Origin of the sequence: Aeromonas sp. 2HA2, assembly GCF_029237345.1 — a bacterium.
GTDB classification, from domain to species: domain Bacteria; phylum Pseudomonadota; class Gammaproteobacteria; order Enterobacterales; family Aeromonadaceae; genus Aeromonas; species Aeromonas salmonicida.
The window spans coordinates 23,372-50,320 of record NZ_JAACGB010000013.1 but is presented as its reverse complement, the minus strand read 5'-3'; the positions used below and the strand labels follow the sequence as shown (position 1 = coordinate 50,320).

At 59.5% G+C, this 26,949-nt stretch carries 20 protein-coding genes and 14 tRNA genes; 14 read left to right on the top strand and 20 right to left on the bottom strand.

The genetic code is table 11. The features are described 5' to 3' along the window. The first annotated feature begins 126 nt into the window (after nt 1-126). Nucleotides 127-2,271 (top strand): ExeM/NucH family extracellular endonuclease, encoded by a 2,145-nt coding sequence (locus GWQ29_RS16185; protein WP_275919841.1) that lies wholly within the window; start codon nt 127-129, stop codon nt 2,269-2,271. Nucleotides 2,272-2,408: 137 nt separating this feature from the next. Here GWQ29_RS16185 and GWQ29_RS16180 read toward each other — a convergent pair. From GWQ29_RS16180 to gltX, 6 genes are all read right to left on the bottom strand, one after another. After that, nucleotides 2,409-2,484 (bottom strand) — tRNA-Ala (locus GWQ29_RS16180). A 48-nt stretch (nt 2,485-2,532) separates the two neighbouring features. Beyond that, nucleotides 2,533-2,608 (bottom strand) — tRNA-Ala (locus GWQ29_RS16175). A gap of 48 nt (nt 2,609-2,656) precedes the next feature. After that, nucleotides 2,657-2,732 (bottom strand) — tRNA-Ala (locus tag GWQ29_RS16170). Between the two features lie 64 nt (nt 2,733-2,796). Continuing rightward, nucleotides 2,797-2,872, bottom strand: a tRNA-Ala gene (locus GWQ29_RS16165). A 28-nt stretch (nt 2,873-2,900) separates the two neighbouring features. Then, nucleotides 2,901-2,976, bottom strand: a tRNA-Ala gene (locus GWQ29_RS16160). Nucleotides 2,977-3,247: 271 nt separating this feature from the next. Further along, nucleotides 3,248-4,663: a glutamate--tRNA ligase gene (gltX, locus tag GWQ29_RS16155; RefSeq protein WP_265420851.1), complete on the bottom strand. Its 1,416-nt coding sequence runs from the start codon at nt 4,661-4,663 to the stop codon at nt 3,248-3,250. A 274-nt stretch (nt 4,664-4,937) separates the two neighbouring features. Between gltX and GWQ29_RS16150 the strand changes: the two genes are divergently transcribed. The 3 genes from GWQ29_RS16150 (at nt 4,938) to GWQ29_RS16140 (ending at nt 8,274) form a co-directional block, all read left to right on the top strand. Next, the gene (locus GWQ29_RS16150) at nt 4,938-7,040 is read left to right on the top strand and encodes a methyl-accepting chemotaxis protein (RefSeq protein ID WP_058393668.1); all 2,103 of its coding nucleotides are present in this window, start codon (nt 4,938-4,940) and stop codon (nt 7,038-7,040) included. A 99-nt stretch (nt 7,041-7,139) separates the two neighbouring features. Beyond that, a complete protein-coding gene (locus GWQ29_RS16145; RefSeq protein WP_275906555.1) occupies nt 7,140-7,793 on the top strand; it encodes a LysM-like peptidoglycan-binding domain-containing protein in 654 nt (217 codons plus the stop codon). A 271-nt stretch (nt 7,794-8,064) separates the two neighbouring features. Beyond that, entirely contained in the window at nt 8,065-8,274 is a 210-nt protein-coding gene (locus GWQ29_RS16140; RefSeq protein ID WP_005317918.1) for a cold-shock protein, read from the top strand. Between the two features lie 458 nt (nt 8,275-8,732). On the opposite strand, the gene GWQ29_RS16135 is transcribed toward GWQ29_RS16140, so the two are convergent. The 8 genes from GWQ29_RS16135 to orn form a co-directional block, all read right to left on the bottom strand. Next, nucleotides 8,733-8,808: transfer RNA gene (locus tag GWQ29_RS16135), tRNA-Gly, on the bottom strand. Nucleotides 8,809-8,833: 25 nt separating this feature from the next. Then, nucleotides 8,834-8,909 (bottom strand) — tRNA-Gly (locus GWQ29_RS16130). Between the two features lie 26 nt (nt 8,910-8,935). Next, nucleotides 8,936-9,011 (bottom strand) — tRNA-Gly (locus GWQ29_RS16125). 35 nt (nt 9,012-9,046) lie between these two features. Beyond that, nucleotides 9,047-9,122 (bottom strand) — tRNA-Gly (locus GWQ29_RS16120). 36 nt (nt 9,123-9,158) lie between these two features. Then, nucleotides 9,159-9,234 (bottom strand) — tRNA-Gly (locus GWQ29_RS16115). 35 nt (nt 9,235-9,269) lie between these two features. Next, a tRNA-Gly gene (locus GWQ29_RS16110) sits at nt 9,270-9,345 on the bottom strand. Between the two features lie 36 nt (nt 9,346-9,381). After that, nucleotides 9,382-9,457 (bottom strand) — tRNA-Gly (locus GWQ29_RS16105). Nucleotides 9,458-9,646: 189 nt separating this feature from the next. Next, a complete protein-coding gene (gene orn, locus GWQ29_RS16100; protein ID WP_111588383.1) occupies nt 9,647-10,192 on the bottom strand; it encodes an oligoribonuclease in 546 nt (181 codons plus the stop codon). Between the two features lie 91 nt (nt 10,193-10,283). On the opposite strand from orn, the gene rsgA reads away from it, so the two are divergent. From rsgA to GWQ29_RS16075, 5 genes are read left to right on the top strand one after another with little or no spacing between them, the layout of a single operon-like run. After that, nucleotides 10,284-11,318: a small ribosomal subunit biogenesis GTPase RsgA gene (rsgA, locus tag GWQ29_RS16095; RefSeq protein WP_275919840.1), complete on the top strand. Its 1,035-nt coding sequence runs from the start codon at nt 10,284-10,286 to the stop codon at nt 11,316-11,318. Between the two features lie 39 nt (nt 11,319-11,357). Continuing rightward, nucleotides 11,358-12,230 carry an archaetidylserine decarboxylase gene (gene asd, locus GWQ29_RS16090; RefSeq protein WP_169047499.1) on the top strand — a complete coding sequence of 291 codons (873 nt, stop codon included), beginning with the start codon at nt 11,358-11,360 and terminating at the stop codon, nt 12,228-12,230. Beyond that, nucleotides 12,227-12,496 (top strand): VF530 family protein, encoded by a 270-nt coding sequence (locus GWQ29_RS16085; RefSeq protein WP_005317929.1) that lies wholly within the window; start codon nt 12,227-12,229, stop codon nt 12,494-12,496. The genes asd and GWQ29_RS16085 overlap by 4 nt, the downstream gene beginning before the upstream one ends. Beyond that, nucleotides 12,486-12,749: a DUF2960 domain-containing protein gene (locus GWQ29_RS16080; protein ID WP_005317932.1), complete on the top strand. Its 264-nt coding sequence runs from the start codon at nt 12,486-12,488 to the stop codon at nt 12,747-12,749. Before GWQ29_RS16085 ends, GWQ29_RS16080 begins: the two co-directional genes overlap by 11 nt. Nucleotides 12,750-12,751: 2 nt before the next feature. Next, entirely contained in the window at nt 12,752-13,150 is a 399-nt protein-coding gene (locus GWQ29_RS16075; RefSeq protein ID WP_059168175.1) for a hypothetical protein, read from the top strand. A gap of 231 nt (nt 13,151-13,381) precedes the next feature. On the opposite strand, the gene GWQ29_RS16070 is transcribed toward GWQ29_RS16075, so the two are convergent. Next, nucleotides 13,382-13,876 (bottom strand): hypothetical protein, encoded by a 495-nt coding sequence (locus tag GWQ29_RS16070; RefSeq protein WP_275919839.1) that lies wholly within the window; start codon nt 13,874-13,876, stop codon nt 13,382-13,384. Nucleotides 13,877-14,047: 171 nt separating this feature from the next. Between GWQ29_RS16070 and GWQ29_RS16065 the strand changes: the two genes are divergently transcribed. Beyond that, nucleotides 14,048-16,021, top strand: coding sequence for an EAL domain-containing protein (locus tag GWQ29_RS16065; protein ID WP_275919838.1), 1,974 nt, complete (start codon nt 14,048-14,050; stop codon nt 16,019-16,021). A gap of 74 nt (nt 16,022-16,095) precedes the next feature. Here the strand turns inward: GWQ29_RS16065 and rraB are convergent, their stop codons facing one another. Next, entirely contained in the window at nt 16,096-16,443 is a 348-nt protein-coding gene (gene rraB, locus GWQ29_RS16060) for a ribonuclease E inhibitor RraB (protein ID WP_011898395.1), read from the bottom strand. A 420-nt stretch (nt 16,444-16,863) separates the two neighbouring features. On the opposite strand from rraB, the gene GWQ29_RS16055 reads away from it, so the two are divergent. The 3 genes from GWQ29_RS16055 (at nt 16,864) to GWQ29_RS16045 (ending at nt 19,489) form a co-directional block, all read left to right on the top strand. Then, nucleotides 16,864-19,140, top strand: a complete 2,277-nt coding sequence (locus tag GWQ29_RS16055) for an immune inhibitor A domain-containing protein (protein WP_265452905.1) — start codon at nt 16,864-16,866, stop codon at nt 19,138-19,140. A 192-nt stretch (nt 19,141-19,332) separates the two neighbouring features. Next, nucleotides 19,333-19,408, top strand: a tRNA-Phe gene (locus GWQ29_RS16050). 5 nt (nt 19,409-19,413) lie between these two features. Further along, a tRNA-Asn gene (locus GWQ29_RS16045) sits at nt 19,414-19,489 on the top strand. A 429-nt stretch (nt 19,490-19,918) separates the two neighbouring features. Here the strand turns inward: GWQ29_RS16045 and GWQ29_RS16040 are convergent. The 4 genes from GWQ29_RS16040 to betI form a co-directional block, all read right to left on the bottom strand. Then, nucleotides 19,919-21,136: a BCCT family transporter gene (locus GWQ29_RS16040; protein WP_265420847.1), complete on the bottom strand. Its 1,218-nt coding sequence runs from the start codon at nt 21,134-21,136 to the stop codon at nt 19,919-19,921. Nucleotides 21,137-21,379: 243 nt separating this feature from the next. Next, nucleotides 21,380-23,059: a choline dehydrogenase gene (betA, locus tag GWQ29_RS16035; protein ID WP_275919837.1), complete on the bottom strand. Its 1,680-nt coding sequence runs from the start codon at nt 23,057-23,059 to the stop codon at nt 21,380-21,382. A gap of 9 nt (nt 23,060-23,068) precedes the next feature. Beyond that, on the bottom strand, nt 23,069-24,532 hold the full coding sequence (betB, locus tag GWQ29_RS16030) for a betaine-aldehyde dehydrogenase (protein ID WP_219597743.1): 1,464 nt from the start codon (nt 24,530-24,532) through the stop codon (nt 23,069-23,071). A 4-nt stretch (nt 24,533-24,536) separates the two neighbouring features. Beyond that, nucleotides 24,537-25,124 carry a transcriptional regulator BetI gene (gene betI / locus GWQ29_RS16025; protein ID WP_275919836.1) on the bottom strand — a complete coding sequence of 196 codons (588 nt, stop codon included), beginning with the start codon at nt 25,122-25,124 and terminating at the stop codon, nt 24,537-24,539. 530 nt (nt 25,125-25,654) lie between these two features. On the opposite strand from betI, the gene GWQ29_RS16020 reads away from it, so the two are divergent. Next, the gene (locus GWQ29_RS16020) at nt 25,655-26,932 is read left to right on the top strand and encodes an alpha/beta hydrolase (RefSeq protein ID WP_275919835.1); all 1,278 of its coding nucleotides are present in this window, start codon (nt 25,655-25,657) and stop codon (nt 26,930-26,932) included. The last annotated feature ends 17 nt before the right edge of the window (nt 26,933-26,949 follow it).

Below are 26,949 nucleotides of genomic sequence, written 5' to 3'. Positions count from 1 at the left end.
CTCATTTGCATCCCGGTAATGTGCGTTGGCTCACTGGTATGACGTGCCAGAAATGTGACAATGCGCGCCCTTGGTCAAGGTGCCAAGGCTATGGAAACACTGGCAAAAAATAAAAAAGGAATCGTTATGAAAGGAACACGTACCCTGCTGTCGCTGGCCGTGGGGCTTGCGCTCGCGTCCCCGTCCGTCCATGCCGCCAGCTTCAGCTGCACGGCTGACAGTGCCCTCACCCCCATCCCCGTCATTCAGGGCATTGGTGGCAAGAGTCCCCTCATCCCCGATGGCAAGTTCGAAAGCGCCCAGAGCGTCACGGTCAAGGCGGTGGTCACGGCACTTGGTGAGAGCCTCAACAAGGGTTTCTACCTGCAGGATCTGCAAGGGGATGACAATCCCCAGACGTCGGATGGCATCTTCGTCTACCTCAACGACAAAAACTTCGCCAGCAAGTACCCGGACATCAAGCCGGGTGCCGAAGTCTGTCTGGAGGCCAAGGTCGAGGAGTACTACAACCACACCCAGCTCAAGCCGGTCGTTGACAGCGGCACCGCGCGTCTGCAGGTTCTCGCTCAGGGCTCTGTGCCTGCCGCCGTGCCGCTGCGGGTACTGGAAAACGAGACCCTGGCCAGGGCGCTGGAGCGTCACGAAGGGATGCGGGTACGCCTCGATGCTGACAGCGCGCTCAAGGTAAGCCGCAACTTCAGCTATGACTACGCCGCCAGACGCAACAACCTGGTGCTGTCACACCAGGCACCGCTGATGAAGCCGACCCAGCTGCATGCCGCCGACAGTAAAGAAGCCAAGGCGCTGGCCAGGGCCAATGCCAACAACCGGGTATTCCTCGAATCTGACTTCAAAGCCGCCGATGGCAAACTGCCCTGGCTGCCGGGCTGGGATCCGGAGCAGGGTTATCTGCGCATCGGCGATGCCCCGGTCAATCTGGATGCGCTGGTGGGTTACAGCTACAACGAGTACCGGTTGATAGTGCCGCAGGATCAGGTGATCACCGCCGGCGATCTGCTGCGCACCGGCGATAACGATCGCCAGAGCGCACCGGCCCGTGCCGATGGCACCGACTTGCGTATCGGCAGCTTCAACGTGCTCAACTACTTCACCAGCCACTCCAGCGTGGGGGGGGCCCTCAATGTGCTGTGCAAGGATCAGGTGGATGCGGACAGCGCCAAGGGCTGCAACCGCGGCGCCAAAAACCTGGAGGACTTCCAGAAACAGCGCGCCAAGATAGTCAACGCCATCACGGAGATGGATGCCGATCTGCTCGGCCTGATGGAGATGGAGAACAACGGCTTTGACAGCCACTCCGCCATCAGTGATCTGGTGCAAAGCCTCAACGCCCAGCAGAAGGAAGCCGACAAACAGTACGCCTTCGTGGCCCTGCCCAAGGCGCTGCTTGGCGACGAGCGTTTCTTCGGCGGCGACGCCATCATGGTGGCCATGATCTACCGGCCCGCCAAGCTGACGCCGCAGGGGGATGCCAGCGTCATCACGCTGCCGGTACAGAAATACCAGGACGCGAAAGGAGTCGAGAAACAGGCCTCCCAGCGTGACTCCCTGGTGCAGAGCTTCACCGTCGAGGGCAGCAAGGAGCCGCTGACCCTGGTGGTCAACCACCTCAAATCCAAGGGATCCGGCTGCCTGGAGAACCTGGATGGCAAGGAGCCGGCCGATCTGCAGGGCAAGTGTACCGAGTTCCGGGTCAGTGCCGCCAAGGTACTGGGCGAAGCGGTGAACACGCTGCCGGGTATGGTCATGTTGGTGGGTGACCTCAACTCCTACGCCAGGGAAGATGCGATCCGGGTGCTGACCGACTATGTGCCGACCGAAGGTCAGCGCAAGATAGTCTCGGCCTCCCGGACCTTCCTCGGCGAACAAGTCTATGAGCAGACCGGCAGCGAAGTGAGCAAGAGCTATGGCCTGATCGACATGAATGTCAGGTTCAACAAGGAGAAGGCGATCTCCTACAGCTACGAAGCCGAACTCGGTACCCTGGACTATGCCCTCGCCAACCCGGCACTGGCCAGCAAGGTAATCGCGGTCGCCGACTGGCACATCAATTCGTTCGAGAGCAACCTGTTCGAATATGGCCGTGGCTTCACCGGTGACATGATCAAGTCCGACAATCCGTTCAGCGCCTCCGACCATGATCCCATCATCGTCGACCTCAAGCTGAAGGAAAAGAGCAACGGTGGTGGTGGTGCCATGAGCGCCCTGTTGCTGGCCCTGCTGCCCCTGGCCTGGCGTCGTCGCCGCAACTGATGCAGCTTTGCCATCACGCCAAAAGCCCGCTGCGATGCGGGCTTTTTTACGGGCAGGAGGCGGCCGGACACAAAATGAGCCAAAACAAAAAGGCCACCGCGATAACGGTGGCCTTTTGGCTTCTTGTCACAAGAATTTGGTGGAGCTACGCGGGATCGAACCGCGGACCTCTTGCATGCCATGCAAGCGCTCTCCCAGCTGAGCTATAACCCCGAATTTTGTAATCAACAAATGGTTCTGGCGGCCATCTGTCGTAAATAGTGGTGGAGCTACGCGGGATCGAACCGCGGACCTCTTGCATGCCATGCAAGCGCTCTCCCAGCTGAGCTATAACCCCGAATTTCGTACTCAACAAATGGTTCTGGCGGCCATCTGTTGCAAATAGTGGTGGAGCTACGCGGGATCGAACCGCGGACCTCTTGCATGCCATGCAAGCGCTCTCCCAGCTGAGCTATAACCCCACAAAGGTCGGCCTGGGTGATACACACCGCACTGCCCTGGGTACTTCATCTTCAATCAGGAACCTGGTGGAGCTACGCGGGATCGAACCGCGGACCTCTTGCATGCCATGCAAGCGCTCTCCCAGCTGAGCTATAACCCCTTTGATTCCAGATTGTTCGAGGAGAATTTGGTGGAGCTACGCGGGATCGAACCGCGGACCTCTTGCATGCCATGCAAGCGCTCTCCCAGCTGAGCTATAACCCCAACTCACCTCGGCGCTGACGAAGTTATCTCCGGCAACGGAGGCGCATGATAGGCATCACCCGCTTTTCTGTCAACCCAAAAATAACACCGGCTGGAGCGTTTAGTCAAAATTCAAGCAGTTAGCTGTTTTTACCGGCAACCTTGCCGCTATCTCGCTGTTTTATGTCACAAATCTGGTTAACCGCGAAAAACAAAGGCTCCCTTGCGGGAGCCCTTTATTGTCAGTGGAAGGCAATTTATCCGGCTGCCACCAGCCGCGGCAGCAGGCGACTTACTCGGCGGCCATGCGCGCTTCGATATACGCCAACGCGCGATCGATGCGAGCCAGCACGCGCTCTTTACCCACCAGCGCCATCACCGCGTCGATACCAGGGGACTGACCCAGACCGGTCACGGCCACGCGCAGCGGCATGCCGACCTTGCCCATGCCCTGACCCAGCTCGGCGGCAGTGGCTTCAATCAGCTCGTGCAGCGCTTCGGTGGTCCAGGTGTCCAGAGCGGTCAGCTTGGCCTTGGCCAGCGCCAGCGGCTCGGCAGCGACGCCACGCAGGTGCTTCTTGGCAGCCGCTTCGTCGATCGCTTCGTACTCTTCAAACAGATAGCGGCTCTGGGCGGCCATCTCCACCAGGGTATTGCAGCGCTCGGCCAGCAGAGTGACAACCTCTGGCAGTGATGGGCCCTTGCTGGTGTCAATCTTCTGGTTTGCCATGTGCCAGGCCAGATGCTTGGCCACATAGGCCGGATCCAGGCTGCGCATGTAGTGGTTGTTCAGCCACAACAGCTTGTCGGTGTTGAATGCGGAGGCGGACTTGGAGATGGCATCCAGGCTGAACAGCTTGATCATCTCGTCCAGCGTGAAGATCTCCTGATCGCCGTGGGACCAGCCCAGACGCACCAGATAGTTCAGCAGCGCTTCCGGCAGGTAGCCGTCGTCGCGGTACTGCATCACGGAGACGGCGCCGTGGCGCTTGGAGAGCTTGGCACCGTCGTCGCCCAGGATCATGGAGACGTGGGCAAACTCCGGCACGGGCGCGTTCAGCGCCTTGTAGATGTTGATCTGGCGCGGGGTGTTGTTGATGTGGTCTTCGCCACGCACCACGTGGGTGATCTCCATGTCCCAGTCATCGACCACCACGCAGAAGTTGTAGGTCGGCGCGCCATCGGTACGGCGGATGATGAGATCGTCGAGCTCGGTGTTGGCGAACTCGATGCGGCCACGGACGTGGTCATCGAATACGACTGAACCTTCGGTCGGGTTGCGGAAGCGAATAACGTGCGGCGCATCGGCCGGGTGATCGTGAGCCGCATCACGGCACTTGCCGTCATAGCGGGGCTTCTCGCCGTTGGCCATCTGACCTTCGCGCAGCGCATCCAGTCGCTCACGGGAGCAGTAGCACTTGTAGGCACGGCCATCGGCCAGCATCTCGTCGATAATGCCGTTGTAGCGGTCGAAACGCTTGGTCTGGTAGTAGGGGCCCTCATCCCAGTTCAGCTCCAGCCATTCCATACCCTCAATGATGGCGTCGATCGCCTCCTGAGTGGAACGTTCCAGGTCGGTATCCTCAATACGCAGCACGAACTCACCGCCCTGGCTCTTTGCAAACAACCAGGAATAGAGTGCGGTACGGGCACCGCCGACATGCAAAAAGCCGGTCGGGCTGGGAGCAAAACGGGTTTTGACTTTCATCTTTAAGCCTTGTGTAGAGGGCCTTGGGCCAATTCGTTAGAAAAAACCGTCGCATTTTAGCACTCAGAATCCCGGATGGGAAAACCATGACGCCATTGCGGGCTAAAGTAGGGGGTTGAATTTGCTGCCCGGCCGCCGGCCGCCTGATATTTGAGGGGGATCGCAAAACCGAAGCGGCATTTCCGATTTGCTATGGGGAGTGTTGGAGAGCTGCCTCCTCCGGCCGATATCCAAACAACTCTCACACTACTTCTCACGACACAAGGAAGAGACGATGCAGTTCCGTTCTATCCAGAATCGAATTCTGGTCATGGCCGGGATCGCCATGACCGCAGCCCTGGTCATACTGATCCTGCTCAACCAGTATTCCGGTCAACAGACCCAACAGCTGACCATCAGCTCCAGTCGCGCCGCCCTGCAGCAAGAAGCCTGGCAAAAGGTGAGTGCCAACGCACGGGCCGAGGCCGCCACCATCACACAGTTGCTGCAAAAGGGCCTCTCCTATACCCAGCAGATGGCCAGTGCCCTCGCCTTGCAACAAGAGGGCAAGCTACCGCTGGATCGCCAGCAGGCCACCGACCTGCTCAAGGCACAGCTCGCGCTCGAACCACAATTATATGGCGCCTTCGCCGGCTTCGAGCCGAACGGCTTCGACGGCCAGGATGCCACCTTCGCCGGTCAAAGCGCGCTGGGTAGCGACAGCCAGGGCCGCTTCGTGCCCTACTTCTATCGTGACAAGGACCAGATAGGCACAGACCTGCTGCTTTCCATCGAAAAGACCGATCCGGATGAATTCGGCAACCCGGCCAACGACTACTACTCCTGCCCGAAACGGGAGGGACGCTCCTGCCTCATCGACCCCTTCAAGGTGGACATCAACGGCCAGCAGGTGCTGGTGAGCACCATCACCACCCCCATCATGGTGGCAGGCAAGTTCAAGGGGATCGCTGCGCTGGATCTGGCGGTGGACTCCATCAGCCGTCAGGCCCAGTCCCTCAACAGCAACATCTATGACGGCAAGGGCGAGACCCTGATCGTCAGCGCCGCCGGCGTCATCACGGGCACCAGCGGTGACGCCAGCCTGCTGGGCAGCCGGGCCGACAAGCTGCTCGGCAACCAGTGGCAGCAATATCTGAAACCGGAAGTGCAGCGTCAGGAGCTGGACGAGTCGTTTCGTATCTCTGTGCCCATCATGGTACCAGGCATGAGCCGCAACTGGGCCATCATAGTCACCCTACCCTACAAGGTGGTACTGGCAGGCGCCGATCAGCTGGAAAGCCAGCTAAGCGACATGAGTCGGGCTGCCATGACCCAGCAACTGGTGGGTGCCCTTGTTGTACTGGTGCTGGCACTGGCCACCATGCTGATGATAGCGCGCAGCATCACGGGCCCCATCCGTCAGATGGTCAGCCTGGTGGACGATATCGCCGATGGCGAGGGGGATCTCACCAAGCGCCTCACCACTCGCTCCGTCGACGAGCTGGGGGATCTAGCCAAGGGCATCAACCGCTTCATCGACAAACTGCAGGTGCTGCTGGGGGATGTGCTGAAAACCGCCAGCGAGGTGAACCGCCATGCCGGTGATACCGACCGCATCGCAGGCCAGACCGACACCAACTTGCAGCATCACCAGGCGGAGATGGAGCAGATGCTGACCGCGGTACAGGAGATGTCCTATGTCAGTCAGGAAGTGGCCACCCACGCCAACAACACCGCCGACTCGGCCAAGCAGGCCCAGGGCGCGGCGGATCAAGGCAAGGTACGCTTCCAGCAGGTGATCCAGTCAATGCACAAGGTGGCGGCCGAAGCAGGCAAAGGAGCCGAAGTGGTCGAGGGGCTGGCTCACGACAGCGAGCAGATCACCAACATACTCACTGTGATCCAGGGCATTGCCGATCAGACCAACCTGCTCGCGCTCAATGCCGCCATAGAGGCAGCACGGGCTGGCGAACAGGGCCGAGGTTTTGCGGTGGTGGCCGACGAGGTGCGCAAACTGGCGGGCAACACCCAGCAGGCGGTGCAGAACACCCAGGAGCTGCTCGAGAAGATCCGTCTCAGCTCGGCCAATGCAGTCAGCGCCATCAATCAGAGCCAGCAGCTGACCCATCAGGCGGTGGGCGAGGCGGATCTGGCGGAAGAGGCGCTCGCCAGCATCTATCAGGCCATCTCTACCATCAACGACATGACCTATCAGATCGCCTCCGCCGCCGAGGAGCAGAGCTCCGTCTCCGAGACGGTGTCCGGCAATCTGTCAAAAACCAACGCACTGGCCAACGACATCGCTCAGGATGCGACCGAAACGGCCAAAGCCAGTCAGGCATTGCGTCAGGCCGCCGAGCGTTTGCAGCAATTACTGGGACAATTTCGTCTCAGCTGACAATTTTCCTCTCTCGGACTCTCCCCCTCGGGGGCGAGTCCGTTTACCATAGGCAACGAATTTGCCTGATGGCAGGCAATGTAGTGAGAGGTAAATGCCGTGCCCACCCCGGACCGTCGCCCACGTGGCCATAACAGACGAGCCCAGCAGCGTCGACAAGACGAATCACAAGGATCCCTGCTCCATCGTATCAATGCCGCTACCCTGCCCCTGCGCCAGCGCATCGGCCAAGGGATGCGTGGCCTTGGCCAACGCGGCCAGGAGGCCAACGCAGGCAAATTCAAGCTGGCCAACCCGCTGCCCCGCAAACACACCATAGGCCTGCTGGTGCTGGTGCCCATCTGGCTGCTGTTGCTGGCCTGGGAACCTGCGCCTGCCATGCCGACAACCGCCCCGTCCGGTTCGCTCGAGGTACCGCTGGCCGTGCCAGCCGAAGCGCTGACTACTGGCAATGGCACCTCGGCCGCCAAACCGGTCGAAGAAAAAGTAGATGGCAGCTGGCTACAGCACGATGTGCAAGCCGGTGAAACCCTCTACTCCATCTGGCGCAAGTTCGAGCTGCCAGGCGCCGAGCTCAGTCGCCTGATTGCCATCGAAGGGCCGGACCGCCCTTTGACCCGGCTGCAATCGGGCAAGTCGGTGTTCATTCTGGTGGATGACAACCGCCGCATCCAGCGGGTGGAGATCCGCTCCTACGGTCAGGCCATCTATCGGTATGACCGGCAGGGCCAAGGGTTCGCCCTCAAGGAGTGACAAAACGGGAGGCCATGAGCCTCCCGCTTTTTGATCCAGCACCGTGAAATAAGCCGCTGACTTCACAATATTTTTAGCTTGCTCAAAAAATGAAAAGCGCAAAATTGACAAGGATCTGCTCTCACGTACAATCGTTTGTGCTTTAGACAGGGATTGTTCTACATGCTACTGGGACAAATTGACGTGGTCAGTCATGCTTCAACCCCTGATTCCTAGGCAAATGCTGCCCAACAAGGCTTAGTTTCATTTCGTTATAGATAGGACTTACCACATGTCTGACATTCGCACCGGCCAAGTAAAATGGTTTAACGAAACCAAGGGTTTTGGCTTCATCGAGCAATCCCAGGGACCGGACGTTTTCGTTCACTTCTCCTCCATCCAGAGCACAGGTTTCAAGACCCTGGCTGAAGGTCAAAAAGTCCAGTTCACTGTGACTCAGGGCCAAAAAGGTCCTCAGGCTGAGAACGTTACTCTGCTCTAAGCCACGCCAGTGAGCCTGTAGGAGGAGACCTGCTCCTCCTATTTTTTTGCCTGCCGTTTACCACTCCACGATTGTTCATCGCCCGCTTGTGACCAGACCCTCTCCGGGTTGTGACTGCGCTTGCCCGCCATTTCCCTCTTGTCGCCCCTCAACCATCAGGCCATCACGACCACTGGGTATCAGCTCACCCCGGATCAGGGCAGCGTCTTGCTATCAGGCTAAGCGAGCTTGGCAAACAGAGGGGTAGAGCTGAAAAGCAGGAACACAAACGCATCGCAGCGCGATACGAAAGTCATTTTTGAAGGATTAAAAGGAATGCTGGTACTACGAAGAGAAATTGGAGCGGGAAACGAGACTCGAACTCGCGACCCCAGCCTTGGCAAGGCATGGATAATGCTCTACCGACTGCGATTGGTTCAGTACTCGATGACGTACAGAGAGGGTATTTGAAGAGAAATTGGAGCGGGAAACGAGACTCGAACTCGCGACCCCGACCTTGGCAAGGTCGTGCTCTACCAACTGAGCTATTCCCGCAACAGGATGTCACTTGCAAATGTGTTGGAGCGGGAAACGAGACTCGAACTCGCGACCCCGACCTTGGCAAGGTCGTGCTCTACCAACTGAGCTATTCCCGCAACAGGATGTCACATTGCAAATGTATTGGAGCGGGAAACGAGACTCGAACTCGCGACCCCGACCTTGGCAAGGTCGTGCTCTACCAACTGAGCTATTCCCGCAACATAAATGGTCGTTTTGTGCTGGTGAAGATGATTGGAGCGGGAAACGAGACTCGAACTCGCGACCCCGACCTTGGCAAGGTCGTGCTCTACCAACTGAGCTATTCCCGCATCGGGCTGGATTGAACCAGTTTCATCATCACATTTTGGAGCGGGAAACGAGACTCGAACTCGCGACCCCGACCTTGGCAAGGTCGTGCTCTACCAACTGAGCTATTCCCGCAACAGCGTTGTCATTATTTGGTCTGTGAAGATGATTGGAGCGGGAAACGAGACTCGAACTCGCGACCCCGACCTTGGCAAGGTCGTGCTCTACCAACTGAGCTATTCCCGCATCGGGCTGGATTGAACCAGTTTCATCATCACAATTTGGAGCGGGAAACGAGACTCGAACTCGCGACCCCGACCTTGGCAAGGTCGTGCTCTACCAACTGAGCTATTCCCGCACACACCATAAAATGGCATCAAAACAAATCGTGCAGCATTTGGTTGCTTGCGCTACTGCACGGGAGCCGAATTATAAGAGCAGTCTTTCCAATTGCAAGGGCTTTTTCGTCTGGTTGCGCGTGTTCGCTCAAAAGCTGGCCGAACTGTCGATTTTAGCAACCAATCGATGGCAACCCCATGCCAGGCAATCAGATCTTGAAGACGTGACTACGATAGAAGCGCAGCTCGGCGATGGATTCACGAATATCGTCCAGCGCCATGTGGGAGCCACTCTTGGTGAACTGATCCAGCAGCTCGGGCTGCCAGCGACGTACCAGCTCCTTGATGGTGCTGACGTCAACGTTGCGGTAATGGAAGAAGGCTTCCAGTTCGCTCATGTGCTTGACCATGAAGCGGCGATCCTGGCCTATGCTGTTGCCGCACAGCGGGCTGGTGCGCTCCGGTACCCACTGGCGAATGAAATCGAGGGTCTCGGCCACGGCCCTGGCTTCGTCGTACTGACTCTCCTTGACCCGGGCCACCAGTCCGCTCCTGGTATGGGTGTTGACGTTCCAGTCGTCCATCTTGGCCAACTCTTCATCGCTTTGGTGGATGGCGATGACAGGCCCTTCTGCCAGCACGTTCAGATCCTTGTCGGTGACTATGGTGGCGATCTCCAGTACCACGTTCTCTTCGGGGTCCAGACCCGTCATCTCCATGTCGATCCATACCAGGTTCTGCGCGCTGACTGTCATGATTATTCTCTCTATTGGGAGGAATGGCGGAATTTTGCCAATTTGCATGTATCATACTGGCTTTGAATCTGTTCATAAACTGGCGAATCGAGTGGCAAAGAAAGCAAAACTCAATCTGGGTCAACAAAGGCGCGTCCAGGCCAACCGCGAGCGGCGGTTGCAAAAAGATCACACCACTGTCGTGGATGACACCCTGTTTGGCCCGGCCATTGAAGGAGTGGTGATCAGCCGTTTCGGTCAGCATGCTGACGTAGAAGCGACTGACGGCACCATCCACCGCAGCAACCTGCGTCGCAGCAGCATCAGCAGCCTGGTGTGCGGCGACAAGGTGGTCTGGCGGCCCGGCCTCAATACCGCGACCGCAGGGGTCATTGAGGCGGTACATCCGCGCCACTCAGTGTTGACCCGGCCGGATTTCTACGACGGGGTCAAACCCATCGCCGCCAACATCGACCAGATCATCATCGTCTCGGCGGTGATGCCCGAGTTCTCCACCAACATTGTCGACCGCTATCTGGTCGCCGCCGAAGATGTGGAGATACAGCCACTCATAGTGCTGAACAAAGTCGACATGCTCGATGAGCCTGCCCGCATCCGTGTCGAACGACAACTCGACCCCTATCGCAAGCTGGGCTACCAGGTGATCCTGGTGAGCTGTGAGAGCGGCGAAGGCCTCGATGAGCTCAAGGCCCAGTTCGAAGGCAAGATCAGCATCTTCGTCGGCCAGTCCGGGGTGGGCAAATCGTCGCTCACCAACGCCCTGATGCCGGGGCTGGATGTGCTGACCGGCGAGATCTCCGAAAACTCGGGGCTAGGTACGCACACCACTACCACAGCGCGACTCTATCACTTCCCGAGCGGCGGCGATCTCATCGACTCCCCCGGGATCCGCGAGTTCGCACTCTGGCATCTGGAAGCCGATCGCATCACCTGGTGCTTCATCGAGTTTCGTGACTACCTGGGTAGTTGCCGATTCCGCGACTGCACCCACAAGGACGACCCAGGCTGCGCCCTGCGTGCGGCGGTCGACCGTGGCGACATCAGTGCCGATCGCTTCCACAACTATCACCGCATCCTGGAAACCATGCAGGAAGCCCGCCACGGTCGGCAACAAGCCCGGACGTGACCTATTCAACCCTCTTTCCATAAAGACCAGATCAAGATCATGAGCATCACTGACAACCTGAAAATTGCCGGTCAATACTGTTTGCCCAAGCACGCCCTCTCCCGTCTGGTGGGCAAGCTGGCTGCCGCAGAAGCGGGCAACCTCACCACCAGGGTGATAGAGGCCTTTATCAAGCAGTACGGCGTCGACATGAGCGAAGCGCTGCACGAAGATCCGGCCCACTACGCGAGCTTCAACGCCTTCTTCACCCGCGAGCTCAAGCCGGGGATCCGTCCGCTGGTCGAGGATGCCATGACCCTGGCCCTGCCGGTGGACGGCACCGTCAGCCAGCTCGGCCCCATCCATCAGGGCCGCATCATCCAGGCCAAGGGTCACGACTACAGCGCCCGCGAGCTGCTGGGCGGTTATGAGGATCTGGTGGCGCCATTCAAGGGTGGGGACTTTGCCACCATCTATCTGGCACCCAAGGATTACCACCGCATCCATATGCCGCTGGACGGCGTGCTGGAAAGCATGGTGTTCGTGCCGGGGGATCTCTTCTCCGTCAACCCGCTCACCGCCGAGAACGTGCCCAACCTGTTCGCTCGCAACGAACGTGTGGTCGCCACCTTCCGCACCCCCCATGGCCCCATGGCGCTGGTGCTGGTCGGCGCCACTATCGTCGCCAGTATCGAAACCATCTGGGCCGGCAATATAGCGCCGAGCAGGCAGAAAGAAGTGGTGCGTTGGGATTACAGCGGTGATGAAGCCATCACACTGCAAAAAGGGGCCGAGATGGGCCTGTTCAAGCTCGGTAGCACAGTGGTCTGCCTGTTTGGCCCTGGCATGCTGGCCGGTTTTGAGCCCCATCTGGCCAATGGCGTCACCACTCGCATGGGTCAACCCTTTGCCAAGCTGGCGGCCGACGCATGAGTGACCAGCCAGGCTCCTCGCAAGCAAAAAACCCGCTGCACGGGCTGACCCTGGAGGCGATCGTCACCGCCCTGGTCGAGCACTATGGCTGGGCAGAGCTCGGACAGCAGATAAACATCCGCTGCTTCACCGACGACCCCAGTATCAAGTCCAGCTTGAAGTTCTTGCGCAAGACCCCCTGGGCACGGGAGAAGGTCGAAAGCCTCTATCTCTATGTCCAACGCAAGCAAGCCAAATTGAAGAAGGAAGGGCCAGATGGCGTTTAAGATTACCTACACCTACAAAAAGCAGACCAAAGAGCTCGGCTATGCGAACGACAAGTTTCGCAGCATCTACGATGCCATTGCCGCCGCCGAAGGGCTGGATCTCTCCAGCTTCCACGCCATGGAGGCCCAGCTGGCCCAAGTCTGCCGCCGCGACAAGAAGAGCGTGAAGGATTACCAGGAGAACTACTTCAAGGAGCTGGGTTTCTCCAACATCGTCATCGAACGGGACAATCTCGAAGACAAGCAGGAGTAAGCATGCGCACTCTGACTCTGATGGCCGCCTCCCTGCTGCTGGCGGCTTGCAGTACCCCGACCCAGCATATGGTCGGCAATGATCAGGATATCCACGGCTGTCGTGCCAGCGCCGGTTATCAATGGTCCGCGTTGACCAACCAGTGCGTGCGTCTGTTCGAACAGGCGGTGCGGCTGCAATCGCTCGATGCGAATGAGACCGGAAGCGCCTTCGTGCTGTTCAATACCGACCAGAGCAAGGCCGAATTGACCCTGCCAAACGGTGAGCAGACCTTGCTGACCCGACAAGGGGATGAGGGCAACTGGTCCTGGCAGGGAGGTGCCTACCAGCTCTTCCCCTGGAAAGGCTATGTGCTCAAATCCGGCGAGCAGGCTCTCTTTCACGGCGACAGCGCCCTCTAGTCGCCAGCCAGTCGTGCTGACGCTCCGAACGCCCCCGGCCCCTGCCGGGGGCGTTTTTCTTTATGTCTGGCGGCAACACAGGGGCACCCGGGTGTCAGAACCTGAAATGCGCTGACGGCGGCATATACCCTCTATTCAGGGCACGCTGGCCACCCAAAAACAAACACCCCGCTGCAAGCAAGGGGGGGGTGATGCTGGCCACCAGACAAGCAGGCGGCTGACAGAGGCGGATCAGTTGCCCAGAGTGGCAAACAGACTCTGTTCCAGGCGCCCCTGGGAGACACAGACAGGCGTGATGGAAGGAGCTGCGACACGCTCACCGGACGACTCAACGAAGTAGAGCTGGGTATTGCCCTTGACGTTGACGGTCGCCACGCTGTTGTTGCCGCTCTGGGTGATGATCAGATTGATCTGCAGATTGGGGTTGCCCAGCACCACTTTGGAGCCCATGGTGCCGCAATCCAGCCACTCCAGACCATCGGCGGAATTTTCGACGTTGGCCGTCATCAGACCCGATCCACGCTGGCTGTTCTCGATGTTGAGACCATGATCGGCAAACCACTTCTCGGCGCGCGCCCACACCAGATCCACCGGGATCTGCATCTCCTGGGTGTTGTTGGTCGCCTTGGCAACCGGCGGGTTATAGCGGTACTGCTCACCACCATTGTTGTCGCTGGCACACCCGGCCATCAGCAGGGCCAGGGCGATCCCCAATATCTTTTTCATGCTGCTTCTCTCATCCATATTATTCGGCCATCGGCCAACCGGCGGCTATTATGGCGTTGACGACACAGACTGTCAGCAGAGATCGGCAGAAATGCATCCTCGTTAACCCAAGCTTTACAAAACCCGTCTGCTATCATAGATTTGCTCGAAATTACCCCCGTGAGTGCCTGCGTGAATTCCTTGCTCACCCTGACGCTGTTACAGCAGATCATCGATCAGTTGCCCATGAATATCTTCTGTCGGGATACGGACGGGCGCTACCTGTTTGCCAACCGCACGTTTGTGGAGCAGGCCGGTCTGCAGCAAACAGAAGAGCTTATCGGCAAGACGGACATAGAGATGCCATGGGGCAACATCTTTCGGGAAGAGGATGATCGCCTGCTGGCAGAGGGCAATCCTCTGCTCTATCAGCAGCTGCACTGCAACAGTGGCGATAGCACCCGTTGGATGGAAATCCACAAGATCCCCCTCTATGACGAGCAGGGCAAGCCAGTAGCGCTGTTTGGCATGGTCAACGAGATTGGCCAGCGCAAGGAGCTGGAGCAGACCTTTCGCCAGCAGCAGCAGCTGCAGCGCCGGCTGCTTGACGCCATCCCGGATCCCATCCGGCTGGAAGACCATCAGGGACTGCTCATCGACTGCAACCAGGCCTTTCTCGACTTCATGGGCATGGCGGCGAGCGAGGCGCTCGGCCAGCGTGTCGCACACAGACTCTCCACCGAGTTGCCCATGGGGCGGGGCGAATACTGCCTAGTGGATGCCAACGGTCAGGGCCGCCACCTGGAGATAACCCGGGTCGATGTGCCGGACGACGAGGGCAACTCCCTCGGCATCCTGACCTTGAGCCGTGACATCACGGGACTGCGGACCACCCAGGCCCAGTTGCAGCAGGAGCAGCACTACGACAGCCTGACCGGCCTGCTCAAACTCTCCCATTTTCTGCAGACCAGTCGCCACCTCGGGGCCCGCAAGGCCAGCCTGCTGCTGGTCGACCTGCAACACTTTCGCGAGATCAATGACCGCTTCGGCATCCGGGTCGCCGATCGCCTGCTGAGCCAGGTAGCTCGTCGTCTGCAACAGCTGGCACCGCCCCAGTCACTGGTGTGCCGGGTCGCCGCCGACGACTTCGCCATGCTGCTGCCCGAGCTGAGCGAACCGCTGGCAGACTGGAGTCGCCGCCTGCAAAACGAGCTGATGGTGCCCTACCAGATCGAAGAACACAGGATCCAGATCCCTGTGTTCCTCGGCATCGCCCACGGCAGGGCCAACGATGCCGAACGGCTATTGAGCCATGCCGAGGCCGCGCTGGCCCAGGGCAAGCGTCAGCAGCAGCACTGTACCCTGTTCGATCCCGAGCTAGACGCCAAACTCAAACGCCGTCAGCTGATCGCGGCCCAGCTGCCGCTGGCCATCAAGTCGGGGCAGCTCACCGCCGTCTATCAGCCCATCATCAGCACCCGCAACAACCAGTTGCACGGGGCTGAACTGCTCTGCCGCTGGCCCCACCCCGAACTCGGCATGATCTCGCCAGATGAATTCATCCCGCTGGCAGAGGAGCTGGGGCTCATCGGCCAGCTCGGTCAGCGCATGCTGGAACAAGGCTGTGCCCAACTGGCTCGCTGGCAGGGTGCGGCGCCGGATCTGGTGCTCTCAATCAATCTGTCACCGCTGCAATTTCGTGACCCCGACCTCTGCCCGCAGATCTTCGCCTGCATAGAGCGTCACGGGCTCGCCCCCTGGCAACTGGAGCTGGAGATCACCGAAGGGGTGCTGATGGAGAACGCCGACGAGATTGAGAGCAACCTCGCCAATCTGATTGAGGCGGGGTTCCAGCTCGCCATCGATGACTTCGGCACAGGTTACTGCTCGCTCGCCTACCTGCCCAGGCTGCAGGTGGCTACCCTCAAGCTGGACCGCAGCTTCACCCAGGGGCTGGCCACCAACCAGGCCACCACCGCCATAGTGCGCTCCGTCATCGGCTTGGGCCACGAGCTTGGGATCAGGATCACAGCCGAAGGGGTTGAAACCCCCGAGCAGCAAGCCTGGCTGGTACAAGCCGGTTGCGATCGGCTGCAAGGCTACCTGTTCAGCCGCCCGCTGCCACCCGACGAGTTTGCCCGCAACTATCAGTTGCCCGGCAGCTGACCGCAGACAAAACAAAGGCCACTCGAAAGTGGCCTTTTTGTTGTCCGGCATAGCGCCGACACCCGCGGTTGTCCTTACTCCTGGAAGTAAGTGCCCCAGCCGTCGTAATCCACGCCGTACTTTTTGAGGATCGGCAACATTTTCTCGATGTCAGCCACTATGGTCTCTATGTCCAGCTTGCGCTCTATGGTGGCATCGAAACAGAAGATGGGGGCGCCGTCATCCAGCTCCATCTCTTCCGCGTCAGTCACTTCAAAACCGGCCTTGAACAGGTCGACGGCCGCTTTCTCCAGCTGATCGAAATCCTGACAGGCGAAGTGGTGCTCAATGTCATATTCCAGATCAGGGTTGCTGCCATCGGCCAGCAACTCGTTGACGATGGCGGTGGTCTCTGCACGCCACTCTTGCATATCAAGACTCATATTAACCCCAGCTACTACTTTGTTAGTGTCACATGCCGTCGGCAATCGGGTGCCTGCTTCGGCTCACATTCACCCGGCGCGGCATAGTTGCGGCAAAGCATACCCGCAGAGTGCATCCGGCTCAATGCGCAAGCCAAGATAGCGGCTCGCCCGGGGCCACCCCAAATGGGGTGCCATCATAAAAGGTTAATAAAGTGTAATCTGCCGCTTCTCGTGAAATGTCCCATACGGAACTTCACATCTGGATTGACGATACGCACAACCCCATCGAAAAGCACTGTGAAATCAGCACTATCCACCAGTTCTCACTCAGTGACAAGGGTCACTCAAGGGGTGTATCAAGGGACGCGGGCGCAACAGGGCCCGTACGGAAAGAGGAGCCAGCAAGGCTCCCTTTTATCATGTGAAGGAGCACATAGAATGCCTAAAAAAACAATAATGAGCCTGATCATCGGCTCAACCCTTATGATTGGAAACCACGCCATGGCCGCCCCGGTACATGGCCCGTTCGATGCCCCCCTGGCCGACGAGGTGAAGGTGCTGGATATGCTGAAGAAAAGCGGCCGCATCCCCACCCTGGCCTCCCCCGAGATGGAGCAGGCCGCCCTCGCCCGTTTTTATCGCGAAAAGTCGCGAGCCTACCAGGGCCACAGCGGCACCCTGGCGGTGAAAGAGGGCAAGATGCGGGAGACCATCCTCAAGAAGATCCGCCTGAACGGCACGGCCCGTCCTGGCGACCGGGTACCCACCCTGCTGCTCAAGTCCATCGAAAAGGAGCACTACAACGGCAAGATGCGCAAGGACAAGATCCTCGCCATCCTGGTGGACTTTCCTGACTACCCGAAGAACAGCGTCACCCCGGATCTCACCAAGATGTACTACCCGGACTACACACCCGAGCACTACAACGACCTGCTGTTTTCCAGCAAGGGCTACAAGGGCCCTAACGGTGAAACCTTCATCTCCATGCGCCAGTTCTACGAGCAGCAATCCGGCAAGAGCTACAGCGTGCGCGGGCAGGTGGCAGGCTGGTATACCGCCGACAAGAATGCCGCCTACTACGGCGCCAATGCCACCCCCAACACCATTCGGGACCTGGTGAAGGAGGCGTTGATCCAGGTTGCCAATGACCCCTCCATCGATCTGGCCCAGTTTGACCAGGAGGATCGTTACGATCTCAACGGCAACGGCAACCGGAACGAGCCGGACGGTCTCATCGACCACCTGATGATCTTTCACTCCAGCGTGGGGGAAGAGGCGGGTGGTGGCGACCTTGGCGAAGATGCCATCTGGGCCCATCGCTGGAACCTGGGCGCCCCCTTCCCCATCCCCGGCACCAGCAGCCCGAACGGCAACTTCGGCGGCCAGTTTGCCGCCTACGACTACACCATCCAGCCCATCGATGCGGCGGCCGGGGTCTGTGCCCATGAATATGGCCACGATCTGGGACTGCCGGACGAGTACGACACCAAGTACACCGGCAAGGGTGAACCTGTGGCCACCTGGTCCATCATGTCATCCGGCTCCTGGGCCGGCGTGATAGGCGGCACAGAGCCGACCGGTTTCTCTGCCTGGGCCAAGGAGTTCCTGCAGGCCTCCCTCGGTGGCAACTGGTTGCACGGTAGCAATGTGCAGCTAGCCGACCTCAGCCCCCGCGGCAACGTCTACATGCTGGATCAAGCCAACGACAAGGGCCGCAACGACGACGTGGTACGCATCAATCTGCCCGCCAAGCAGATCCCGCTCAATCCGCCTTATGCCGGCCAATACGAATACCACGGAGGCAAGGCCAACAACCTCGACAACCGCATGAACCTGACCCTGGACTTGACCGGCAAGCAGAGCGCCAGTCTGGCGTTCAAGGCCTGGTACCAGATTGAAGAGGGGTTTGACTATGGGCGGGTGCTGGTCAACGGGCAGCCCATCCCCGGCAACCTGACCACCAGCGACGATCCGAACGGGATCGGCTTTGGCGTCGGCATCACGGGCAACTCCAATGGCTGGACCGATGCCGAATTTGACTTGAGCCCCTGGGCCGGTCAGAAGATAACCCTCACCTTGCAATACCTGAGCGATGGCGGCGTGGCCGAGAACGGCCTGTTCGTGGATGAGATCCTGATCCTGGCCGACGGGGATACGCTGGTGAGCGACGGTGCCGAAGGCAACTCCGCTTTTACCCTGGCCGGGTTTGTGAAGAGCAACGGCAACGAGGCCAAGGATCACTACTATCTGGCCGAGTGGCGCAACCATGCGGGGGTCGACAAGGGACTGGCCCACATCAATGTGTCTGACCAGCTGATGCGCTACGAGCCGGGCATGTTGCTCTGGTACGTGGACAACAGCCAGGACAACAACTGGGTAGGCGTCCACCCGGGTGAGGGCTTCCTCGGCGTCGTTGATGCAGACCAACGCACTCTGAAGTGGAGTGACGGCGCCGTCGCCGGCACCCGCTACCAGATCCACGATGCCACCTTCAGCCTGGGCTTCCAGCAACCGCTCAACCTCAAACACCCGAGCGGCTCCCTGCTGCGCGATTTCTGGGTCACCCCGAACCGGGTGTTCAAGGATTCCCGCAGCTACCAGAGCAAGGAGATCCCGGATGCGGGTCGCCTGCTGCCCGAGCATGGTCTCAAGATCAGCGTCACGGGTCAGGCCCGCGACATGAGCACGGGACGGATCATCGTCAGCCGTCACTGAGTCATCCAATGCACCCAGGGGGCTCTGGCCCCCTTTTTCATTGCCCACAACGAAAAAACAGCACAACAAGGCAGAATTGAGGGTAAAAACCGCTGACAGGAGGGGAAATTGCTCGGTTATCGAGCGAACGGTACCTCAATCTGCCCCCTGTGGTTGACACATCTGCGTATAAAGGGTTTAATGCGCGCCGTTGCCCAGATAGCTCAGTCGGTAGAGCAGGGGATTGAAAATCCCCGTGTCGGCGGTTCGATTCCGTCTCTGGGCACCAATAATTCCTCCTTAGTTCAGTCGGTAGAACGGCGGACTGTTAATCCGTATGTCGCTGGTTCAAGTCCAGCAGGAGGAGCCAAATTTGAAGAGCCCGCTCATCGAGCGGGCTTTTTTTATGCCTTTCAGCTGCCGTTGCAGGCTGCCAATAGCAGGGTAGCCCCACAGGCGGCACTAAACAGCAAGAGCCCTGTTTGCAGCACGCCTTCCGGGTTTACCCCTTTCTCTTTTTTCCGACGTCGTATCCACGATGGCTTCACCGAGTCCACCTCACCCTGTTCCAGCACTGATCCCTGCGCACATCGGCAGGCGAGCCATCTTTGTGTCAGCCTCCCTTTATCGTCAACCTTTGCCTCGATAATAAATTCATCAAAGAGACCCGCCCTGTCCCGCTTCATCAGCATGCTGACGCGCGGATGTGCGGGCGATCGTACGCCTGGCTCACAAGGGGGTGACTGACCGGCGGCTTCGGGCTTGAAGCACACCGACTCTGCGCCCCTGGCTCCCCCTCTTATCCGGCCAGCTCTATCTTGCCGTAGTCGAGGCGATTCTCCTTTGGCGCGCCCTCTATGCTGCTCACCGCCTTCAGCTTGTACCTGATGATGTAGCCGAAACAGGCGAAGAAGAGGCCGATCACCAGGGCACCGACCCACTGGATCTGCAGGAAGTCGAGCTTGAACAGCAGGGTCAAGCCGGCCAGCATCAGCAGGTTGAGCCCGAAGTAAGGCCACTGGCCGAGCCGCTGGGTCGTCAACCCCAGGTTGTCGGTATAGAGGCGGATCAGGGAGTCGAGGGAATTGATCACCATGGTGATCCCCACGGCGACCATGGCCCAGTTGAAGAAGCCGGCGGTCGAGAGCCCCTGCTCGTGGTAGTAGTAGAGCACGGCGAACCAGACGGCGATGGCCAAGGAGGGGAACACCAGCATGGCCCCCAGCAGTTGCCAGGTGCGCAGGCCGCCGACGAAGCGGGCGGTGAACTGACCTATCATGATGCTCCAGGAGAACCACCAATAGAGGTAAAAGGCGTGGTAATCATTGAGGGGCAGCACGAAGCGCTCTATGTGACCAAAGTATCCTCCCACCAGCGCCAGCGTCGCGGCAAAGTCGGCCAGGGATCCTGCCGGCGTGAGAAAGGCGGCGCCCCACATCAGGGCGATCAGGGCGATGAAGCAGGTCGTCGTGCCCAGACTCAGGATCCTGACGAACTTCAGGCTGGTGCTCGAATAGATGGAGAGCGCAATCACCAGCAGCACTATCAGGTAAAAACTCGCCACCAGGCTCTCGCCATCCCCGATCTGGGGCAGATACCAGGGCAGGTTGCTCAGCAGCAGATAAGCGGTGAAGGCACAAGTGCCTATGATCACCAGGTTGTTGAGGAACTTCACCGGCGCCAGCTCAAAGAACTTCACTCTGGGTTCTATCACGCAAAAATAGAAACAGGTTAGAAAGTAGAAACCCCAGATAAGAAATCCCCAGTAACCGAATTCAATGGCAAGCGGATTGGTGAAGCCATATTCCGGGCTCGCCTGAAGATCGGCATAACCGGCAAACTCGGTGAGCGGGAACATGATGAGCCCCACATCCAGGCCGGAGGTGAACAGGATGGCGACGAAGGTAAAGGTGCGCACCGGCGTGGTACCGATACAACGAATATTGCCCCAGCGATAGAGCACAAAGGCGATAGCGGCAAAGGTAAACAGTATTCCTGCACTGAGCCAGACTGTCATGACTGACCTCCTGCGATATCCCTTTCGTGACCAAACATAAGTGCTCCTTGTCATTGCATTGTGGTGTTCAAGAGGCAGTTCGGCTTCCTGCGGCCATGGTTTCCCCTACCCCGCAGTGGCGAGGGGAAATGGACACGGGATCAGGGCTTAGCTATCGCCGGTATCAAGTGCGATCGGGCGATAGCTAAGGTCTGACGAACTGCCATCCGGGTAGTGGCATCTCTTTTTATTCAACCAACGGGCTCAAGCCAGGGAACGCACTGGCTCCCGCGGACGCTGCTTCTCCTGCCAGTGGTCGGCCAGCCCCACCTCGACCGGGTGCGCCGTCAGTGGCACCTTGCCCAGGATCAGGTCGGCGGCGCGCTCGGCCACCATCAGGGTGGGGGCATTGAGGTTGCCATTGGGAATGGTCGGGAAGATGGACGAATCCACCACCCGCAGCCCCTGCAGGCCATGAACCCGGGTCTCGGGATCCACCACCGCCAGGGAGTCCGTCCCCATCTTGCAGGAGCAGGAGGGGTGGTAGGCGCTCTCCACGGCACTGCGCACGAAGGCATCTATCTGCTCGTCGCTTTGTACCGCCCCCCCTGGTTGTATCTCCTCTCCCCGATAGGCATCCAGGGCCGGTTGACCGATGATCTCCCGGGTCAGTCGCACGCAGGCGCGAAATCCTTCGACATCATCCGGATGGGAGAGGTAATTGAAGCGGATGGCGGGTGCCATCCGCGGGTCGGCCGAGCGAACCTTCACCTGGCCGCGACTGCGGGGCTTGTTGTGACCTATGTGAACCTGGAAGCCATGGCCCGCAAACGCCTCCTTGCCGTCATAACGCATGGCGGCAGGCAGGAAATGGTATTGCAGATCCGGCCAGGGCACCCCCGCCCTGGAGCGGATGAAGCCACAAGACTCGAAGTGATTGGTCGCCCCCAGGCCATCCTTGCGCAGCAGCCAGCGGCTGCCGATGAGGAATTTGTCCCACAGACCCAGTTTGCCATTGAGGGTGATGGGTTGCTGACAGCGAAACTGGAAGTAGAACTCCAGATGGTCCTGCAGGTTTTCGCCCACCCCGGGCAGAGGGTGCAGTACCCCTATCCCTGCCGCCCTCAGGGTATCGGGATCGCCGATGCCGGAGAGTTGCAGCAGATGAGGGGAACCGATAGGCCCTGCACTCAGGATCACCTCCTTGCCGGCCCTCACCTCCTCCATCTTGCCCTTGCGTTCGAAGCGTACCCCGACCGCCTGTTTGTCCTCGAGCAACACCTTGTGGACCAGAGCACCGGTCAGCACTGTGAGGTTGGCCCGCTCCATGGCGGGTCTGAGATAGGCATTGGCACTGGAGCTGCGAACCCCCTGCCTGACCGTCATGTGCATGGGGCCGAACCCCTCCTGCTGGCGGCCGTTGTAATCCGCCGTCCCGTCGTAGCCCGCTTCCACACCGGCATCGACGAAAGCCTGATAGAGGGGGTTTTGCATCTGGTTGCCGTTGTTGACTCCAATCGGTCCCTCAGTGCCGCGATACTCATCCCCACCGAAGGCCCACTGCTCGGCCCGCTTGAAGTAGGGCAGGCAATGGGCATAGTCCCAGCCCTGCGCCCCCGCCTGCTGCCACTCGTCAAAGTCTCCGGCGTGGCCGCGCACATAGACCATGCCGTTGATGGAGGAAGAGCCTCCCAGTACCTTGCCCCGTGGGCAGTGCATGCGCCGCCCGTCCAGATGGGGCTCGGGCTCGGTCTCGAACTGCCAGGCATACTTTTTGGTGTTCATGGGAATGGAGAGGGCGGTCGGCATCTGGATGAAGATGCTCTTGTCGCTGCCCCCCGTCTCCAGCAGCAGCACCCTGTGCTGACCATCTTCGCTCAGGCGGTTGGCCAGCACGCAGCCAGCGCTGCCCGCCCCCACTATGATGTAATCGAATTGCGTCATGGTGCCTCCTTAAAACGGACTCTGGATCGCTTGCATGCCGACATAGACGGACTTGAGCTGGGTGTAGTGTTGCAGGGTTGCCAGGCCGTTCTCCCGCCCTATGCCGGACTGCTTGAAGCCGCCCACCGGCATCTCGGCCGGGGAGGCGCCATAGCTGTTGATCCAGCAGATCCCGGCCTGCAACTGGTGCACCACCCGGTGGGCGCGGCGAATGTCCCGGGTAAAGACCCCGGCCGCCAGCCCCAGGGCAGTGTCGTTGGCTCGCCGCACCACCTCCTCTTCCTGCTCGAAACTGAGCACGGACATAACGGGGCCGAAAATCTCTTCACGGCAGATCCGCATCTCGTCCCGGCATTCGCTGAAGATGGTGGGGGCGACGAAGAAGCCATCCGGCGCCATGGCCGGCCGCAGCGCCTCCCCGCCACAGCGCAGGGTGGCCCCCTCTTCCTGGCCGATGCGGATGTAGTCGAGCACCTTGCGCTGATGCTCGCGAGAGATGAGGGCACCGAAGTTGGTGGCGGGATCCATGGGGTCGCCGATCCGGATATTGTCCCGGGTTCGGGCCAGCAGCCGCGCCATGAAGGCGGGGTAGATCCCCTGTTGCACATAGACGCGGGTGCCATTGGTGCACACCTCGCCCTGGGTATAGAAGTTCGCCACCATGGCGGCGCTGACCGCCTCTTCCAGATCCGCATCGTCGAAGATGATGAGGGGGGACTTGCCCCCCAGCTCCATGGTCACCCCCTTGAGGGTCTCAGCAGCAGCGCGCATCACCTTCTTGCCGGTGCCCACCTCGCCGGTGAAGGAGATCTTGGCCACCTCGGGCGCCTGACTCAGCCAGGCACCGACCCGGCCATCCCCCTGCACCACATTGAAGACGCCGGCGGGCATGCCGGCCTCGATGAAGATCTCCGCCAGCTTGAGGGCACCGAGGGGCGTCTCTTCCGAGGGTTTGAAGATCATGCTGTTGCCGCAGGCCAGCGCGGGGGCCGCCTTCCAGCAGGCAATTTGCAGCGGGTAGTTCCAGGCGCCGATCCCGGCACAGATGCCGAGGGGTTCGCGGCGGCTGTAGTAAAAATCAGCCCCCAGCTGCTGCTGATTGCCCTCGATGGCAGCGGCCAGGCCGGCGAAGAACTCTATGCTGTCGGCGCCAGTCACCACGTCCACCACAGAGGCTTCCTGCCAGGGCTTGCCGGTGTCGGCTACCTCGATGGCAGCCAGGATATCGTTACGCTCACGCAACAGAGCCACGGCCCGCAACAGGATCCGGCCACGCTCGACCCCACTCATGGCCGACCAGAGCGCAAAACCCTTCTGGGCACTCGCAATGGCCGCAGTTTGCACTGCCTCATCGGCCACCTCGACCTCGTAGATGACGGCCCCGCTAGCCGGATTGATCACCTCGAAGTACTCGCCAGAGGCATTGGCCAGATAACGGCCGTCGACAAAATTCTGATAACGCTTCAAAGACATGAATTCACTCCGCTGGGGTCAGTCGTTGCTGGATAAAGAGTTTGCAAAGCCGCTCAGCGCGGCTGAAATCGGGTTCAGGGCTGGGGCTCAAAGCACTGCGTAGCCAGAAGCCATCTATCATGGCGGCGCTCTGTTGTGCGGCAGCCAGTGCCTCTTGCCGGGTCAGGCACAAGCCGAAGGAGCAGGCCAGATTGCTCAGCAATCGCCGCTGATTGATCCGCTGCAGGCGGGCCAGGCCCGGTTCATGGCTGGCCTGAGACCAGAAAGCAAGCCAGGTGCGCGCCACGGCCCGGGAACACTGCAAAGGGGTGAAATTTGCCTCCACTACCGCCATCAGTCGTGCTTGTGGCGACATACCGGGTACGAGCCGCTCCCGCAGCGCCTGACCAAGCGCGGCTTGCAGGTCTCGCATGGCCGCTTCAATCAGACCCTGCTTGCCACCAAAATAGTGGCTGATGATGCCGGAAGACATGCCGGCCAGGGTGCTGATGCGATAGATGGTGGTGTGTTGCAAACCGAACTCGTCCACCGAAGAGATGGTGGCCTGGATCAGTTGCTGGCGACGCTTTTCAGAGACTCCGACTATGGGCATGTTTTTGTTAATTGATTGTTCAACCAGCAACAACCATAAAGATTAGAGCAGAAAGGATCAACCACACAAAAAAGAGTGAATAAAAAAACAAAATGCAGGAATAAACAAAAACACTATTAAAAAACAAATAGATAAACAACAGTGAAAGGCATGAATTTAATTTAGACATCAAATCAATTTGTTTCTGAAAGGTTACTTATAAGAGCAAAAAACAACCAATCCCATTTCAATCAGTTGCCCACTCCCAACCATGAAAAGGGTCATCTGGAGGTCACAAAGCAGGGTGTGGCGGTGGTTTTTTGTCGATGCCACACCGGATGTCACCTTGATAGAAGGGGAGCGATAGGCATAGAGGATGAAGATTTCATGAGCAAGAAGACGGGGGGCTGACTGCGGGCACAGGATCGCGAGCAACATGAGGGAAATTACCCATCTTGCCACCCCTTTCAAAAACCGGCGTGACCGGGCCGGGGGCCATGGTTATGATATGGCTCCCACCAAAAAATCACCTCGTTCAGGGAGAACGTCAGATGAGCAGCCCCTTGCGTTACGTGCTGGACGGCATCCATTGCGAGCCACACTTCTTCACCGTGCCCCTTGATCACCAGCAGCCGGACGATGAGGAGACGCTCATCCTGTTTGGTCGCACCCTCTGCCGCCAGGACAGGCTGCACGAGGAGCTGCCTTGGCTGCTGTTCCTGCAAGGGGGGCCCGGCTTTGGTGCCCCGCGTCCGACCGCCAATAGCGGCTGGCTCAAGCGGGCCCTGCAGGAGTTTCGGGTATTGCTGCTCGATCAGCGCGGCACCGGCCACTCAACCCCCATCAGTGCCGATGCGCTGGCCCAGCGCAGCGCCCAGGAGCAGGCCGACTACCTCAGCCTGTTTCGCGCCGACAGCATAGTGCGGGATGCGGAATATGTTCGCGCCATCCTGAGTCCTGCTCGCCCCTGGAGCCTGCTTGGCCAGAGCTTCGGCGGCTTTTGCAGCCTAACCTACCTTTCCCTGTTCCCGGACAGTCTGCACGAGGTCTACCTCACAGGCGGCGTGGCCCCCATAGGTCGCAGTGCAGACGAGGTCTATCGCGCCACCTATCAGCGGGTGGCGGACAAGAACCGCGCCTTCTTCGCCCGTTTCCCCCATGCCCAGGCCATCGCCAACCGGCTGGCAAACCACCTGCACAGCCACGAGGTGCGCCTGCCCAACGGCCAGCGCCTGACGGTGGAGCAGTTGCAGCAGCAGGGGCTGGATCTCGGCGCCAGCGGTGCCTTCGAGGAGCTCTACTACCTGCTGGAAGATGCCTTCATCGGCGAGCGGCTCAACCCCGCTTTCCTCTATCAGCTGCAAGCCATGCAGCCGTTCAACACCAACCCTGTGTTCGCCATACTGCATGAGTCCATCTACGCCGAAGGGGCCGCCAGCAACTGGGCGGCCGAGCGGGTCAGAGCCGAATACCCGGCCCTGGCCTGGGCACCCGGCAAGGATTTCGCCTTCACCGGCGAGATGATCTTCCCCTGGATGTTCGAGCAGTTCCGCGAGCTGATACCACTCAAGAACGCGGCCCACCTGCTGGCCAAAAAGGCCGATTGGGGCCCCCTCTACGATCCCGCGCAGCTGGCCCGCAACACTGTGCCCGTGGCCTGCGCCGTCTATGCCGAAGACATGTATGTGGAGTTCGACTACAGCCGCGAGACCCTCAAGGGACTTGGCAACAGCCGCGCCTGGATCACCAACGAATATGAACACAACGGCTTGCGAGTCGATGGCGAGCTGATACTGGACCGCCTCATCCGGCTGAACCGGGATCGCTGATCCCGGCCGGGCGACGA

Bases quoted from the DNA above. Each gene is read 5' to 3' on its own strand.
- GWQ29_RS16185 (WP_275919841.1), top strand. From the start codon at position 127: ATGAAAGGAACACGTACCCTGCTGTCGCTGGCCGTGGGGCTTGCGCTC.
- gltX (WP_265420851.1), bottom strand. From the start codon at position 4,663: ATGAAAGTCAAAACCCGTTTTGCTCCCAGCCCGACCGGCTTTTTGCAT.
- GWQ29_RS16150 (WP_058393668.1), top strand. From the start codon at position 4,938: ATGCAGTTCCGTTCTATCCAGAATCGAATTCTGGTCATGGCCGGGATC.
- GWQ29_RS16140 (WP_005317918.1), top strand. From the start codon at position 8,065: ATGTCTGACATTCGCACCGGCCAAGTAAAATGGTTTAACGAAACCAAG.
- orn (WP_111588383.1), bottom strand. From the start codon at position 10,192: ATGACAGTCAGCGCGCAGAACCTGGTATGGATCGACATGGAGATGACG.
- asd (WP_169047499.1), top strand. From the start codon at position 11,358: ATGAGCATCACTGACAACCTGAAAATTGCCGGTCAATACTGTTTGCCC.
- GWQ29_RS16085 (WP_005317929.1), top strand. From the start codon at position 12,227: ATGAGTGACCAGCCAGGCTCCTCGCAAGCAAAAAACCCGCTGCACGGG.
- GWQ29_RS16080 (WP_005317932.1), top strand. From the start codon at position 12,486: ATGGCGTTTAAGATTACCTACACCTACAAAAAGCAGACCAAAGAGCTC.
- GWQ29_RS16075 (WP_059168175.1), top strand. From the start codon at position 12,752: ATGCGCACTCTGACTCTGATGGCCGCCTCCCTGCTGCTGGCGGCTTGC.
- GWQ29_RS16070 (WP_275919839.1), bottom strand. From the start codon at position 13,876: ATGAAAAAGATATTGGGGATCGCCCTGGCCCTGCTGATGGCCGGGTGT.
- rraB (WP_011898395.1), bottom strand. From the start codon at position 16,443: ATGAGTCTTGATATGCAAGAGTGGCGTGCAGAGACCACCGCCATCGTC.
- GWQ29_RS16055 (WP_265452905.1), top strand. From the start codon at position 16,864: ATGCCTAAAAAAACAATAATGAGCCTGATCATCGGCTCAACCCTTATG.
- GWQ29_RS16040 (WP_265420847.1), bottom strand. From the start codon at position 21,136: ATGACAGTCTGGCTCAGTGCAGGAATACTGTTTACCTTTGCCGCTATC.
- betA (WP_275919837.1), bottom strand. From the start codon at position 23,059: ATGACGCAATTCGATTACATCATAGTGGGGGCGGGCAGCGCTGGCTGC.
- betB (WP_219597743.1), bottom strand. From the start codon at position 24,532: ATGTCTTTGAAGCGTTATCAGAATTTTGTCGACGGCCGTTATCTGGCC.
- betI (WP_275919836.1), bottom strand. From the start codon at position 25,124: ATGCCCATAGTCGGAGTCTCTGAAAAGCGTCGCCAGCAACTGATCCAG.
- GWQ29_RS16020 (WP_275919835.1), top strand. From the start codon at position 25,655: ATGAGCAGCCCCTTGCGTTACGTGCTGGACGGCATCCATTGCGAGCCA.